This window comes from Streptomyces paludis (assembly GCF_003344965.1).
GTDB classification, from domain to species: Bacteria; Actinomycetota; Actinomycetes; order Streptomycetales; family Streptomycetaceae; genus Streptomyces; species Streptomyces paludis.
On sequence record NZ_CP031194.1, the window covers coordinates 2053644 to 2068302 of the forward strand.

At 72.4% G+C, this 14659-nt stretch carries 9 protein-coding genes and 2 tRNA genes; 2 read left to right on the top strand and 9 right to left on the bottom strand.

Going from position 1 to position 14659, the window contains the following annotated elements; translation table 11 throughout:
* Positions 1-15 precede the first annotated feature (15 nt).
* The 6 genes from DVK44_RS08880 to leuS form a co-directional block, all read right to left on the bottom strand.
* On the bottom strand, positions 16-900 hold the full coding sequence (locus tag DVK44_RS08880) for a YceI family protein (RefSeq protein ID WP_114659160.1): 885 nt from the start codon (positions 898-900) through the stop codon (positions 16-18).
* Positions 901-1045: 145 nt separating this feature from the next.
* A complete protein-coding gene (locus tag DVK44_RS08885) occupies positions 1046-3538 on the bottom strand; it encodes a ComEC/Rec2 family competence protein (protein WP_114659161.1) in 2493 nt (830 codons plus the stop codon).
* Entirely contained in the window at positions 3535-4275 is a 741-nt protein-coding gene (locus tag DVK44_RS08890; RefSeq protein WP_331461585.1) for a ComEA family DNA-binding protein, read from the bottom strand. Before DVK44_RS08890 ends, DVK44_RS08885 begins: the two co-directional genes overlap by 4 nt.
* Before the next feature lie 462 nt (positions 4276-4737).
* A complete protein-coding gene (locus DVK44_RS08895; protein WP_114659163.1) occupies positions 4738-5583 on the bottom strand; it encodes a DegV family protein in 846 nt (281 codons plus the stop codon).
* A 91-nt stretch (positions 5584-5674) separates the two neighbouring features.
* On the bottom strand, positions 5675-6445 hold the full coding sequence (locus tag DVK44_RS08900) for a hypothetical protein (protein WP_228447054.1): 771 nt from the start codon (positions 6443-6445) through the stop codon (positions 5675-5677).
* A gap of 237 nt (positions 6446-6682) precedes the next feature.
* Positions 6683-9571 (bottom strand): leucine--tRNA ligase, encoded by a 2889-nt coding sequence (gene leuS / locus DVK44_RS08905; protein WP_114659164.1) that lies wholly within the window; start codon positions 9569-9571, stop codon positions 6683-6685.
* Positions 9572-10228: 657 nt separating this feature from the next.
* Between leuS and DVK44_RS08910 the strand changes: the two genes are divergently transcribed.
* Positions 10229-12127, top strand: a complete 1899-nt coding sequence (locus DVK44_RS08910; protein WP_181957432.1) for a hypothetical protein — start codon at positions 10229-10231, stop codon at positions 12125-12127.
* Positions 12124-13737, top strand: coding sequence for an NADH-quinone oxidoreductase subunit NuoF family protein (locus DVK44_RS08915; RefSeq protein ID WP_114659165.1), 1614 nt, complete (start codon positions 12124-12126; stop codon positions 13735-13737). Before DVK44_RS08910 ends, DVK44_RS08915 begins: the two co-directional genes overlap by 4 nt.
* Positions 13738-13907: 170 nt before the next feature.
* Here DVK44_RS08915 and DVK44_RS08920 read toward each other — a convergent pair.
* The 3 genes from DVK44_RS08920 to DVK44_RS08930 all read right to left on the bottom strand — a co-directional run bounded on the left by DVK44_RS08920 (position 13908) and on the right by DVK44_RS08930 (position 14642).
* Positions 13908-13980: transfer RNA gene (locus DVK44_RS08920), tRNA-Ala, on the bottom strand.
* 104 nt (positions 13981-14084) lie between these two features.
* A complete protein-coding gene (locus DVK44_RS08925; RefSeq protein ID WP_114659166.1) occupies positions 14085-14318 on the bottom strand; it encodes a hypothetical protein in 234 nt (77 codons plus the stop codon).
* Positions 14319-14569: 251 nt separating this feature from the next.
* A tRNA-Ala gene (locus tag DVK44_RS08930) sits at positions 14570-14642 on the bottom strand.
* Positions 14643-14659: the final 17 nt, after the last annotated feature.

Genomic DNA, 14659 nt, shown 5'->3' on the forward strand with positions numbered 1-14659 from the left:
AGCCCGCCCCCGGCGTCAGCCCTTCGGGACGATCTGGATGTCCATCTCGATCTTGATGCTGGAGCCGACGACGGCGATACCGCGCGCCAGCATGGACTGCCAGTTGACGGTGTAGTCCTCGCGGTGGAGTTCGGTGGTGGCGCGGACGGCCGCTCGGGTCTCGCCCTCCATGCCGTTGCCGATCCCGAGGTACTGGGCGTCGAGCGTGACCGTACGGGTCACCCCGTGCAGGGTGAGGGCTCCGGCGATGCCCCAGTTGTTGCCGCCCCGGTGCGTGAAGCGGTCGCTGTAGAACTCCAGCGTCGGGAAGTTGTCGACGTCGAGGAAGTCGGCGGAGCGCAGATGGTCGTCGCGCATCTGCACGCTGGTGTCGATGGACGCGGCGCCGATGACGACATGCATCGCGGACTGCTCCATCGTCTCGCCGATCCGGATGGCCCCGGCGAAGTTGTCGAAGCGGCCGTGCACCCGGGCGAGCCCGATGTGGCGGGCGATGAAACCGATCCGGGAGTGGGCGGGCTCGATCTCCCAGTCGCCGGGCGCGGGCAGCGGCAGCGAGGGCGCCACCTGGAGGGTGATGTCCCCCAGGCCGGTACGCCCGCCGCTGTCGGTCACCGACGCGTTGCCCCGGTACGGGCTGAAGCTGTCCGCCGAGATGGCCAGCCGGTAATCCCCGAAGGGGACCATCGCCACCAGCGTGCCGAACGGGTCGGTCTCCCCGCTCACTATCTTCCGGCCGTTGCTGTCACTCACCGTGAACTCAGCCTGTGGAATGGGCGCGTTCACCGGATCGAGAACCCGGCAGGTGAGCAGTCCGGCACCGGCCGGCACAGAGAGTCCGGCAAGCGGGTTGTTGCGCTGATGAGCGGCCGTCCGTCGGCCGAGAAGGCGGCTGATCATGGTGTTTCGTACCCCTGTGCGGTGGGCTCTGCGGGGGCCGCGCGGGCACGACATCCACGTCGGGGCGGCGGCCCATGACGAAAAGGCATTCGATCACCCTTGTGCCGTTCGGAGCAAACATACCGAGAGTATTTGGTCTTACCTGTTACATGCCGTTACGTATCCGTGGTCCGGGGACCGCGCGCAGCCCGGCCCCGGAGCCCACCACGGCCACCGGCCCGTCCGTGTCCGTACGGAGCACGGCCGCTCCCCGGTCCCGCAGCTCCGCCACCGTGAGGGGTGAGGGATGACCGTACGTGTTGTCCCGCCCGGCGGAGATCAGCGCGAGCCGGGGCCGTACGGAGCGGGCCAGCTCCGGGTGCTGGTGGCGGGAGCCGTGATGGGCGACCTTGAGCACGTCGACCGGGGGCAGCGCCGGATACGCGCGCAGCAGCCCGCGCTGCGCGGGCGGTTCGAGATCGCCGAGGAGCAGCAGCGCCGGCCCCCGGTCGATCCGTACGTACAGGGCGACACTGGAGTCGTTCGGCCGGCCCGTGTCCGGCGCCGCTCCGGGGCGCGGCCAGAGCACCCACCAGTCGAGCGGCCCGGTCCGCCGCCGCTCCCCCGGCTCCGCGCGGACGACCGGCACCCGGGCGGCCGCCGCCGTCCGCCGGACGAACGCGGCCTGCTCCGGCGGGTCGTCGAGGACCGTCGTCTGGATCACGCCGACCGATCTGCCGCGCAGCACCCCGGGCAGGCCCGCCACATGGTCCGCGTGGAAGTGCGTGAGCAGCAGCAGCGGCACCCGGGTGACACCGAGGTCCCGCAGACACCGGTCGGCCGGTACGGGGTCGGGCCCGGCGTCCACGACCACCGCCGCGCCGTCGCCCGCTGCCAGTACGGTCGCGTCCCCCTGGCCTACGTCGCACATCGCGTATGTCCACCCCGGCGGCGGCCAGCCGGTGACGATCCGGGTGAGCGGCGGGGGCCGCACGACCGCGAGCAGGAGCAGCACGGCGCAGCCGGCGGCCGTCCAGGGTCGGCGGGCGAGACTCCGCGCGGCGGTCAGCAGCAGGGCCGTCACCACGACCAGCAGCGCCCCGCCCCACCAGCCGCCCGGCCAGGCGATCTCCGCACCGGGCAGGGCCGCGCCGCCCCGGGCCACGGAGCCGATCCAGCCGGCCGGCCACCCGGCGACCCGCGCCAGCGCCTCGGCCACCGGCATGGCGAGCGGCGCGGCGGCCAGCGCCGCGAAGCCGAGGACGGTGGCGGGCGCGACCGCCAGCTCGGCCAGGAGATTGCACGGGACGGCGACCAAACCGACCCTGGCCGCGAACACCGCCACCACCGGCGCGCACACGGCCTGCGCAGCCGCCGCGGCGGCCAGCACCTCCGCGAGCCTCGGCGGCACCCCGCGCCGGATCAGCGCCGCGCTCCACCGGGGCCCGATGGTGAGCAGGGAGCCGGTGGCCAGAACGGAGAGCAGAAACCCGTAACTGCGGGCCAGCCAGGGGTCGTAGAGCACCAGCAGCAGTACGGCGGCGGCCAGCGCGGGCAGCAGCGTCCGGCGCCGGCCCGTGCCGATGGCCAGCAGGGTGATCAGCCCGCACGCGGCGGCCCGCAGCACACTGGCCTCCGGCCGGCAGACGACCACGAACGCGAGCGTCAGCACCCCGCCCAGCAGCGCCGTCGACCGCAGCGAGATCCCCAGCCGGGGTGCGAGACCGCGCCGTTCGGCCCGCGTCGCCAGACCCGCGGGACCGATCAGCAGAGACAGGACGATGGTCAGATTGCTGCCCGAGACCGCCATCAGATGCAGCAGATCGGTCGCCGCGAACGCCTCGTGCAGTTCGGGCTCCACCCGTGAGGTGTCCCCCACGACCAGCCCCGGCAGCAGCGCCCGGGCGTCGGCCGGCAGCCCGTCGGTCGCCGCCCGCAGTCCGGCGCGCAGCTCACCGGCGACCCGCTGCACCCGGGTGGGCGGTCCGGTGATCCTCGGCGGCCCCGTGCCCTCCACCCGCAGCGCGGCGGCGTACCGGTCGTCCGCGTACGTCGGCGGGGAGAGCCGCCCGGCCAGCCCGAGCCGGGTGGAGGGCAGCAGCCCCCGCCAGCGCTCGGCGTGCGCGCCGGGCGCGACGATCAACAGGACGGGCGTACGGACGACCGCGCTCTCCCCGCCCGCCGGGGTCACACGCACAATGTCCGCGTTCACCAGAAAACCGGCGGCGGACGCCCGGTCACCGCTCCCCCTCGGCCGGGCGGGCCGGGGGTCGGAGGTGACGGTCACCTCGGCCGTCACCCGCGCGTACCGCTCCGCGAGGCCGGGTACGGGCCCCCGGCGCAGATCCGCGCCGTGCAGCCCGGCGGACGCCGCCCCGGCCGCCGCGCAGAGCAGCGCCCCGGCGACGGCCACACCGGGGAGCCGGAGCCGGTGCGCCCGGCGTACGGACCCGCACCACACCAGCAGCAGCCCTGCCGACGCCACACAGCACAGCACGCCGAGGACGGTCCGGCCCCCGGGAGCGCCCACCGCGAGGGCCGCCGCACCCCAGGCCGCCAGCGCGAGCGGCACCAGCCGGAGATCCGCCGGTCCCTCCTGACGGGGGTGGGACGCCCCGAGGCGGTGCCCGGCCGCCGCGTGGACGGCGGGCCGCTTCACGGCCGCACAAGAGGCTGGAGATCGGCGAACCTGCGCTCACCGATACCGCTGACCTCGCGGAGTTCGTCGACGGACCGGAATCCGCCGTGCTGGGCGCGGTAGTCGGCGATGCGCTGGGCGAGTACGGGACCGACGCCGGGCAGCGACTCGAACTGCGCCTGCGTGGCGGTGTTGAGACTCACCAGCCCTCCCCCGGGCCCGGCGCCCGCCACTCCGCCGACGCCCAAGACCCCCGCCGCACCCGGTCCCACCGCCCCCGGCCCGGCCGCGCCCAGTCCCCCCGCGTCCGCCGGCACAGGGCCGTCCACCACCACCTGCTCGCCGTCCACCAGCACCCGCGCCCTGTTCAGCCCGGTCAGATCCGCGCCGGGCTCGACCCCGCCCGCCGCCTGCAGGGCGTCCGCCACACGCGAGCCGGGCGGCAGCCGCAGCACTCCCGGCCGCCGCACCTTGCCGCCCACGTCCACCACGACGCGGGCCGCACCCACGGAAGGCGGCAGCGGCGGTGGCTGCGGCACGAGGACCCCGGCCACTGCCTCCGGAGACGCCCCGGCGGCCGGGACCGCCGCGCTCACCGTCTCCGGCGCCGCCACGGACCGGGGCCGGGCGGCCCAGAAGTGCTGGGCGGCGAGCGCCGCGGCCACCACGAGGACCACGGCCAGGGCGCCGAGCGTCTTCGGCTCAAGACCGCACCGGAGCTGCACCCACAGCGGCAGCCGCTCACGCAGCGCCGCCACCGCCCGTACCCGCTTCCCCACAACCGGCTGGGCGCGCTCCTCAGCGCCGGGGGAAGAAGCCGTAACAGCGCCGGAAGATCCGGAAGAAGAGGCGCTGGCGGCGGCGAAGAGCGCCTCCGCCCGCCGCCGCGCCTCCCCCGGAGGCGGCGCGGGCAGCGAAGGCAGGGGCAGTGACGGCGGCGGGGACGGCGGGGGCGCGCCACCCGCCGCCCCGACGCGGGCCGGTGCCCGACACGGGCGGGTACGTACACGGCCACGGCGGATCCGGCTGTCGGAGCCCGGCGCCCGTCCCGGACCACTGGTTACGGAGCGTGTTCGAAGTGCCATGCCACAAGACGGTAGGCACGTCAGGCCGTTCCCGCCGAGCAGGCCCAAATTCCGTGGAGAACAAGCAGATTGTGGATAACTCCGTCACCCGATAGAGAGACAGACCGGCCAAGGGACCGACCGTCAGCTGCCCACTCAGCGCGGCGAGATCACGGCCCCCAGCAGCCCCGGCCCGGTGTGTGCCCCGATCACCGCGCCCACCTCGCTCACATGCAGATCGACAAGGCCGGGCACCCGCTCCCGCAGCCGCTCCGCGAGCAGCGCGGCCCGCTCCGGCGACGCCAGATGGTGCACCGCTATGTCCACATCCCTCGTGCCGGCCCGCTCGGTGACGATCTCCTCCAGCCGCGCGATCGCCTTCGACGCCGTCCGGACCTTCTCCAGCAGCTCGATCCGCCCGCCGTCCAGCTGGAGCAGCGGCTTCACGGCGAGCGCCGACCCCAACAGCGCCTGGGCGGTGCCGATCCGGCCCCCCCGGCGCAGATAGTCCAGGGTGTCGACGTAGAAGTACGCGGACGTGCCCGCGGCCCGCTTCTCGGCGGCGGCCACCGCGTCGTCCGGCGTTCCGTCGCTCTCCACGGCCTCGGCGGCGGCCAGCGCGCAGAACCCGAGCGCCATCGCGACCATGCCGGTGTCCACCACCCGCACCGGCACGGGCGCGTCCTTCGCGGCGAGCAGCGCCGCGTCGTACGTCCCGGAGAACTCGGCCGACAGATGCAGCGAGACGATCGCGGTCGCGCCCGCCTCCGCCGCCGCGCGGTAGGCCGCGGCGAAGACCTCGGGGCTCGGCCGCGAGGTGGTGACGGAGTGGCGCTTCTGGAGCGCGAGGGCCAGCGACCTGGCCGAGATCTCGGTGCCCTCCTCCAGCGCGCGGTCACCGAGCACGACGGTCAGCGGCACCGCGGTGATGCCGTGCCGCTCCATCGTCTGCGGTGGCAGGTAGGCCGTGGAATCGGTGACGATCGCGACATGGCGGGACATGAGCGGGAGGTTACCGGTCGCCGCCGCGGCCCGGCAGCCCGCCCCCGCTCCAATGATCGATTTCAGGTCCCCGGACCCCCGGCCGCACGCGTCAGTTCGTGGCCTCGGGACGCGGCTGCTGCCGTGGCTGCCGCTGTCTGCTCGGCTTCTGCCACGGGTACGTACTCCCCCAGGGAGCGTCCGACGGGTCAAGGGCGGGCCGCTGCCCCGAGCCGGACCGCGACCCCTCACCGTGCTCAGGCCGCGCCCCCTCACCGTGCTTGGCCCGGGGCTCCGAACGGGACTCGGGCCGTGCCTCCGGCCGCGGCTCCGGCTCCGGATCCGCCCAGTGCCGCAGCGCGCCCGACTCCACGTCGATCTGTGTGCTCAGCGACGACAGATCGTCCTCCGCGAACTTCCGCGCCCGGTCCCGCGCGGCCCAGCGCAGCGAGTCCGCCGAGCCCGTGATCCGTTCCGTACGCTCGCGCAGCTCCACGAGGCGCTCACCGATCCTGACCCGGTCCGGGTCCCGCTCCAGCTGCCGCAGCTCGTCGTCCAGCTCGCGTCCGTGCGCGCTCAGCCGCCGGAACAGCTCCACCGACTCCGCCAGCGAGGCGTCCTCGCGGACCCCCGTCTCCAGCGCGTCCTGGGTGGCCCGCATCGAGGTGCGCAGCCGCAGCCGCAGCTGGGCCAGCTCCGCCGCGACCCCGACCTGTCCGATGCTCTTCGCCCGCAGCGTCGTGTCCTCCACGGTGCGCCGGGCCTGCGTGATCGTCCGGTCGACGCCGCGCTTCGCCGCGCCGACCACCTTCACGGTCACGAACACCCCCAGCGCCATGAAGGCGACGAAGAGGAGCGCGATGATCACGAGCGCGGCTTCCATGGACGCCCCTTCTCGGTCGGTCGGGTTCCATCCGCGGGCCCGATGGCCTGCCCCTCCACGGTAAACCGAACGGGCAGGCCGTGGGTCCCGTCGGAACCCCCAACCGGCCCGTAGGGGAAAGCCCTGTGGACGATGGGTAACCACCACCCCGGCCCGATGCCCCCTGCCGCCGGACCGACGACACCGGACCGACGACACCCGGCCGATTTACGCCGGGCCGACGATTACCAGGACGAGCTACGCCGGAACGATGTTCACCAGCTTCGGCGCCCGGACGATCACCTTCCGGATGCCCGCGCCGCCCAGCGCCGCCACCACCCCCGCGTCCGCCAGCGCCAGCGCCTCCAGCTCCGTGTCCGAGATCTCCGGGGAGACCTCCAGCCGGGCCTTGACCTTGCCCTTGACCTGCACCACACAGGTCACGGTCTCGTCCACGACATACGCCGGGTCCGCGACCGGGAAGTCCTGGTGCACGACCGAGTCCCGGTGGCCCAGCCGGTGCCACAGCTCCTCGGCGATATGCGGGGCCAGCGGCGCGACCAGCAGCACCAGCGGCTCGGCCACCGACCGCGCGAGCGGGGTGCCCGACTTGGTCAGATGGTTGTTCAGCTCGGTGACCTTGGCGATGGCCGTGTTGAAGCGCAGCGCCGTCATGTCCTGGCCGACGCCGTCGATCGCCTTGTGCAGCGCGCGCAGCGTCGCCTCGTCCGGCTCGGCGTCCACGACGGTGACCTCACCGGTCGCCTCGTCGACCACATTGCGCCACAGTCGCTGGAGCAGCCGGTACTGGCCCACCACCGCGCGCGTGTCCCACGGCCGCGAGACATCCAGCGGGCCCATCGCCATCTCGTACAGGCGCAGGGTGTCCGCGCCGTACTCGACGAAGATCTCGTCCGGGGTGACGGCGTTCTTCAGGGACTTGCCCATCTTGCCGAGGACCCGGCTGACCCGCTCGCCCCCGTACCAGTACCCGCCGGCGTGCTCCGCGATCTCGGCGGCCGGCACCGCGATACCGCGGCTGTCGCGGTAGACGTACGCCTGGATCATGCCCTGGTTGTAGAGCTTGTGGAACGGCTCGACCGACGAGACATGGCCCAGGTCGAAGAGCACCTTGGACCAGAACCGCGCGTACAGCAGGTGCAGTACGGCATGCTCGGCGCCGCCGACGTACAGGTCGACACCGCCGTGCGGCTGTCCCTCGCGGGGGCCCATCCAGTACTGCTCGACGGCCGGGTCGACCAGCTTCTCGCTGTTGTGCGGGTCCAGGTAGCGCAGCTCGTACCAGCAGGAACCGGCCCAGTTCGGCATGGTGTTGGTCTCGCGGCGGTAGCGCTTGACGCCCTCGCCCAGCCCCAGGTCCAGCTCGACATCGACCCAGTCGGCGTTCCGCGACAGGGGCGTCTCCGGCTGGGTGTCGGCGTCGTCCGGGTCGAAGGTGCGCGGCGTGTAGTCGTCGACCTCGGGCAGCTCCAGCGGCAGCATCGACTCGGGCAGCGCGTGCGCGACGCCGTCCTCGTCGTACACGATCGGGAAGGGCTCGCCCCAGTAGCGCTGCCGGCTGAACAGCCAGTCGCGCAGCCGGAAGTTGACGGTGCCTTCGCCGATGCCGCTCTCGGTCAGCCATTCGGTGATCCGCGCCTTGGCCTCGCCCACGCTCAGACCGTCCAGAGTGACGTCCGTACGGGCCGAGTTGACGATCGTTCCGTCGTTCGAGGAGAACACGTCCTCCCATGTCGACGGGTCCGTGCCCCGGCCGTCCGTCGGCTCGATGACCGAGCGGATCGGCAGCTCGAAGGCGCGCGCGAAGGCGAAGTCGCGCCCGTCGTGCGCCGGTACGGCCATGATCGCGCCTGTGCCGTACCCCATCAGGACGTAGTCCGAGATGAACACGGGCACCGGTTCGCCGCTGACCGGGTTGGTCGCGTACGCGCCCGTGAAGACGCCGGTCTTGTCCTTGGCCTCGGCCTGCCGCTCGACATCGGACTTCGAGGCGGCCTGCTTGCGGTACGCGTCCACGGCGGCGGCGGGCGTCGCGTGACCGCCCGTCCAGACCTCGTGGGTCCCCTCCGGCCAGACGGCCGGGACGAGCGCGCCGACCAGCTCGTGCTCCGGCGCCAGCACCATGTACGTGGCGCCGAAGAGGGTGTCCTGACGGGTCGTGAAGACCGTGATGGCCGCGTCGTTCCCGGCGGCGTCCGTCACGGGGAAGTCGACGCGCGCGCCCTCGCTGCGGCCGATCCAGTTGCGCTGCTGGAGCTTGATGGCCTCCGGCCAGTCCAGCGCGTCCAGGTCGGAGAGCAGCCGGTCGGCGTAGGCGGTGATGCGCATGTTCCACTGGCGCAGCTTCGCCTTGAACACCGGGAAGTTGCCGCGCTCGGAGCGGCCGTCCGCGGTGACTTCCTCGTTGGCCAGGACGGTGCCCAGGCCGGGCGCCCAGTTGACGGGCGCGTCGGAGGCGTACGCCAGCCGGTAGCCGCCCAGTACGTCGGCGCGCTCGACGGCGCTCAGCTCACTCCAGGGGCGCCCGTCGGGCGTCGCGCGCTGCCCGCTCTCGAACTGCGCGACCAGTGTGCTGATGGGGCGCGCCCGGTCCGCGTCCTTGTCGTACCAGGAGTTGAAGATCTGGACGAAGATCCACTGGGTCCACTTGTAGTAGTCCGGGTCGATCGTCGCGAAGGAGCGGCGCTTGTCGTGGCCCAGGCCCAGCCGGCGCAGCTGGACCTTCATGTTCTCCATGTTCGCCTCGGTGGAGGCGCGGGGGTGCGTGCCGGTCTGGACCGCGTACTGCTCGGCGGGCAGGCCGAAGGCGTCGAAGCCCAGCGTGTGCAGGACGTTGTGCCCGGTCATGCGCTGGTGGCGGGCGAACACGTCGGTGGCGATATAGCCCAGCGGGTGGCCGACGTGGAGTCCGCTGCCCGACGGGTAGGGGAACATGTCCATGATGAACTTCTTGGGCTTGGCGACCAGCTCCGGGTCGCCGGCCAGCTCACCCGTGGGGTTCGGTGCCTCGTACGTGCCGTCGGTGTCCCAGACGTCCTGCCAGCGCGCCTCGATATCGGCGGCCATGGCGGCCGTGTACCGGTGGGACGCCACGGGCTCGGCAGCGGCGGGATTGGTCTCGCTCATGTTGTCTGACAGCTCCATGGATCGTCTCTGCCTGCGGATACGAACGAAAAAGCCCCCTCACACAGGAGGGGACCGCCGCGCTGATTCCGACCGGATCTCTCATCCGTCGGGACTGATCAGCGCGGCCCGCTAAGCAGAAGGCGTACGGCACACATGGTGCCAGGATACCGCAGGGCCCCTACGGCACGCGCGGGACCCTCACAGCACGCACAACGGCTCGACGTGATCAAGACTTGACCGGTACCCGTCCAAAGAAGAACGGGCCGGAAGCGAACAACGAGCACCTCAGGGCCGTACAAGACGGCACGGGCACGCACGGGCACGCGCGGGGGCTGTCGCGGGTGCGCGCAGGGGGGTGCGGGATCGGGGAGAAGATGGGGAGAGAATGCATAGATCCACGCGGGGAGGGGTCAAGAGGTTGACAGCGGACGTTGACGAGAGCGGACGGATGGGCTTTGCGGGGTACGGACCGGCCGGCGGGGCTGCGGCCTTACTCCGCGAATCGGCCCTATCCGGGCAACTCGAAAGTCGGATAACTCACCTTCACCTGGCTAAACCCGCAAACCGAGTGCTCCTCGATATGGCTCCACTTAGCATGCCGCAACGGGACCGCTTTCCCGAGCCCTTCGGAGTTGCCCCCCTATGAACCCTCTTAGCATGCTTGGCTCTTCAAACTCGGAGACCGGCAAGAGCCGGTCGATCACTATCGGGTTGACGGTCGCCACGCTGATTGTGGTACCTGTGCTCGCCGTCACGGGAGGCGAAGCCTTCCGTGCCTTCATCGACTTCGGCGCCGGCGTGCTGTCGCTGCTGTCGCTCTCAGGGGCCGTTGTCTGGGGGCTGATCGCCACCGACAGGCTGCTGCTCTCCCCGCGTCACCGCCTGGTCGCCCAGGGCATTCACCGGGCCACGGCGGTCTCGTCGCTGGGCTTCCTGTTGCTGCACGTGAGCATCAAGATCTCGCTCGGCAAAGTGGCGCTGATCGGCGCCCTGTTGCCGTTCGGTCTCGGTATCACCGGCACCAGCGGACTCATCGGTTTCGGCTCGATGGCCGGACTGCTGATGATCGTCGCCGCCACCACCGGCGCCATGCGCAGCGTGATGGCCCCGACCGGCAAATTCGCCTACAAATGGCGGGCCATGCACATGCTGGCCTACCCCGCCTGGTGTTTCGCGATGGTGCACGGACTCTTCACCGGCCGCCCCGCGGCCACCTATGTCACCGTCATGTACTCCATGGTCATGCTCGGTGTGGCCGTCGTCGTCGCCATGCGTCTGCTCCCCCGGGAGAACCAGCAGCGGATCGCCGAGGGCATCGTCTCGATGACGGGCGGGGACGCCGACCGGCGGGAGTCCCAGGAGTACCGCCGCGATCTGTCGTCCTCCCCGCTCCCGGGCGCCATGGGTGTCGGGCCGCAGCGCGACTTCCAGCCGCGCCGGGAGCGCGAGTCGGCCGGCCCGCCCTCGATGGGCGGCAACATGTCGTTCGACGCGCCCCGTCAGCAGCCGAGGCTCCCCGCCCCCTCCCCGCCGCTGTACGAGGCGACACCGCGGCCGATGGCCGACCCGCTGCCCCTCCCCGGTCAGGGCAGGGGCCCGGGCCGGGGCGGCGACCCGATGTCCGACACGTTCGCCGCACCGCGCGGCGGCGAGTCCTTCGGCGGCGGCTCGGACAGCTCGGGCGACTCCGGTACGGGCCTGTCGGCCGGCTACCGCGCGGCGCAGAACGCCGACGCGACCGCCCGGATGCCGATCACCCCGGACGCCCCGGGCCCCGGCCCGGGACCGTCCACCGGCTCCTCCCGGCGGGTGCCGCCGACCAGCGAGATCCCGCTCGCCGAGCGCGTCCTCATGACCGACGAGATACCCGTCATCCAGGACGAGCCCACCGGCCGCGGCGGCTCCTGGCCGGCGCCGATGCCTCCCCCGCCGGCGCGGTCCCAGGCGTTCGTCACGCCCCCGCAGAACCCGGCCGCCCCCATGCCGTACGACACCGGCGCCACCCCCGCGTTCGACCCCGGCGCGGCCCAGGCGTTCGGCGGGGGCGCGCCCGCGCAGCCGTACGACACCGGCGCCACCCCCCAGTACGAGCCGCCGGCGGCCCAGCAGTACGACCGCGGCCGGCCGCCCCCGTACGACCCGGACGCCCCCGAGCCGTACGAACCGGGCCCCACCGCGCCGCAGTACAACACGGGCTCGATACCCGTGCAGCAGTACGACACGGGCGCCATGCCGCAGTTCAACAACCAGGCGCCCAACCAGGCCGCCGCCTCCCCCTACGGCCCGGACGGTGCCTCCCCCTACGGCACCACCACCCCGCCCTCGTACGACACCGGTTCCCTCCCGCCGTACACCCCGGCCACCGCCGCCCCCTACGACACCGGTGCCGTCCCCGCGTACGACCCGCGCGGCTATCCGGGGCAGCCCGGGGCCCAGGCCGCGCCCGACCCGTACGCGCAACCGTCCGCATTCGACGGGTCCAACCCCGTTCCCGGTCCCGTGTATCAGCCCCCGGCCGGGGAACCCTGGAACGCACCCGCAGGAGACCGACCGTGAATGCCCCCATCCCCGATGTGCCCGAAGTCCGTGTGGTCGGCCTCCCCCAGCTGACGCAGGGATTCGATCTGGTCGAGCGCCTCGACCTCCCCATGCATCTCAAGGTGCACGGCCCGCTCGAAGCGATGACCGGCGAGCGCCTCGCCCAGCTCGCCGAGGCGATATCCCTGACCGGCCGCGGCGGCGCCGGCTTCCCGTTCCACCGGAAGCTGCGCGCGGTCGCCAAGTCCGCGATCCGGCGCGGGGTACGGCCGGTCGTCGTGGTCAACGGCAGTGAGGGCGAGCCCCCTTGCCGCAAAGACACCGTGATGCTCAACCGCGCGCCGCATCTCATCCTGGACGGCGCGCTGCTGGCCGCCGAGGCGCTCGGCGCGCGCACGCTGATCGTGGTGGTCACCCGTAACTCCACCGAGGTCTCGATCCGGGCGGCGCTCGCCGAGCGCGGGCTCTCCGACCGGCGCGGTGCCGCGCTGCGCGCCAAGGTGGTCCGTACGCCGGAGCGCATGGTCTCCGGTGAGGCGTCGTCCGTGATCCGCGCGATCGGCGGTGGCCCCGCCAAGCCGCCGGGGCGCCGTGAGCGTGCCGCCGAGTCCGGTGTCGGCGGTCTGCCGACGCTGCTGTCCAACGCGGAGACCTTCGCGCAGCTGGCCGTGGCGGCGCGCATCGGTGCCCGCCGCTACTGCGGCACGGGCCTGGAGGACGAGCCCGGTACGGTCATGCTGACCGTGTCCGGCGCGGTCGCCCGGCCCATGGTCATCGAGGCGCCGACCGGTGTCCCGCTGCGCTACATCCTCCAGATGGCGGGCGCCCCGCCGATGCCGCAGGGTGTGCTGACCGGTGGCTACCACGGTGACTGGATGGACGCGGTCTCCGCCCACGAGGCCGTCATCTCGAAGAAGTCGTTCAAGTCCCTGGGCGGCGCGCTGGGCGCGGGCGCGATCCTGCCGATCGGTCCCGAGACCTGCCCGCTGGGCGAGGCGCTGCACGTCGCCAACTGGCTGGCGGCCGAGACCGCCGGTCAGTGCGGCCCGTGCAAGCTGGGTCTGCCGGCCGCCGCGGGAGGGCTCTCCGACGTCATCAACGGCGGTGGCCAGGCGGCGCTTGAGGCGCTGCGCGCGGTCATCCAGGCCGTCAAGGCGCGCGGCGCCTGCCAGCACCCGGACGGTTCGGCGCGCTTCTTCAACTCCACCCTGGCGGCGTTCACGGACGATCTCGCCGCCCATGTGCTGAACGGCGGCTGCGGGCGCGAGACGACCGGTGTGCTGCCGCTGCCCAGCGAGGGCTACCAGGAGCATGTCGAGTCCATTCCGAGCGGTGGCAAGCTGGCGATCGACTGGACGCTCTGCGAGGGCCACGGCCTGTGCGCGGACATCCTTCCCGAGCTGTTCCGGATGAGCCCGGACGGCTTCCCGACGCCCGCCAAGGCCGATGTCCCGATGCACCTCCAGGGCGCGGCCATGCGTGCCGTACGCCGGTGCCCGCAGCTCGCCCTGCGGCTGGACCAGGCGCCGCCTCCGCAGCCCAAGGTGGAGAAGCCGCCGGCCCGCGCGGCGCTGCCCCCGGGCGGCGGCGGTGGCCGCCGCAAGGCCCTTGGCCCCGGGCGGGGTTGAGCGGGAGAGCCGGGCCGGCACGGTGAGCCGAGCCAGGTGGGAAGAGTGAGCTGAAACGGTGAGGGCGGGCCCCGCGGGGTCCGCCCTCACCGCTCTCCCCGCCGACCGCGGGAGACAAGAAAGCGGGCCATCCGGATTCGGATGGCCCGCTTGTCTTCGTTCTTCACCTGTGGAGCTAAGGAGAATTGAACTCCTGACCTCCTGCATGCCATGCAGGCGCTCTACCAACTGAGCTATAGCCCCTCGCGGAGCGCCACCGGGGTTTCCCTCGGCGACATCGACAACTTTAACGGTCCGGCTGCCCACCACCAAATCGATTCCGGAAGCGGGCCGGCCGGGGTGAACGATCAGGCCGTGGCGAACGAGTAGAACCTCTTGAGCGTGCAGTGGTCGTCGAGGAGACGGCCGTAGATCGGCTCGCCCTCCAGCTCCCGGTACGTCTCGATCGGGTCGCCTTTTATGATCAGCGCCCGCGCGCACTCCTCGCACCAGTACTGGTAGTCGGCGCTCAGCGGATCCATGTCCCTGACGATCGGCGTACCGCTGCCGCACCAGTCGCACGTACGCCTGTGGGCGCCCATCGCGCGCTCCTTCCCGGTCCGGTTCCTCGCCCCCTCCGGCGGTTCGATTCTGCCACGCTCCGGCCTTCTGGTCAGCCTAAATGGCGTGCTCGCAGGGGCTTCTGTACCCACTGAGCGGCAACGGACACACCAGAGCGGAAACCGGTGCGGGGAGATGTACGGGGAGCGGCACACAGAGCGACGCGGGAACAACAGAAATCCCGCCCCAGGAAGGGACGGGATTCTGTGGGTGGCACCGAGTGTGCCGATTGTGGAGCTAAGGAGAATTGAACTCCTGACCTCCTGCATGCCATGCAGGCGCTCTACCAACTGAGCTATAGCCCCGCGTGTTCCCCGCGCTC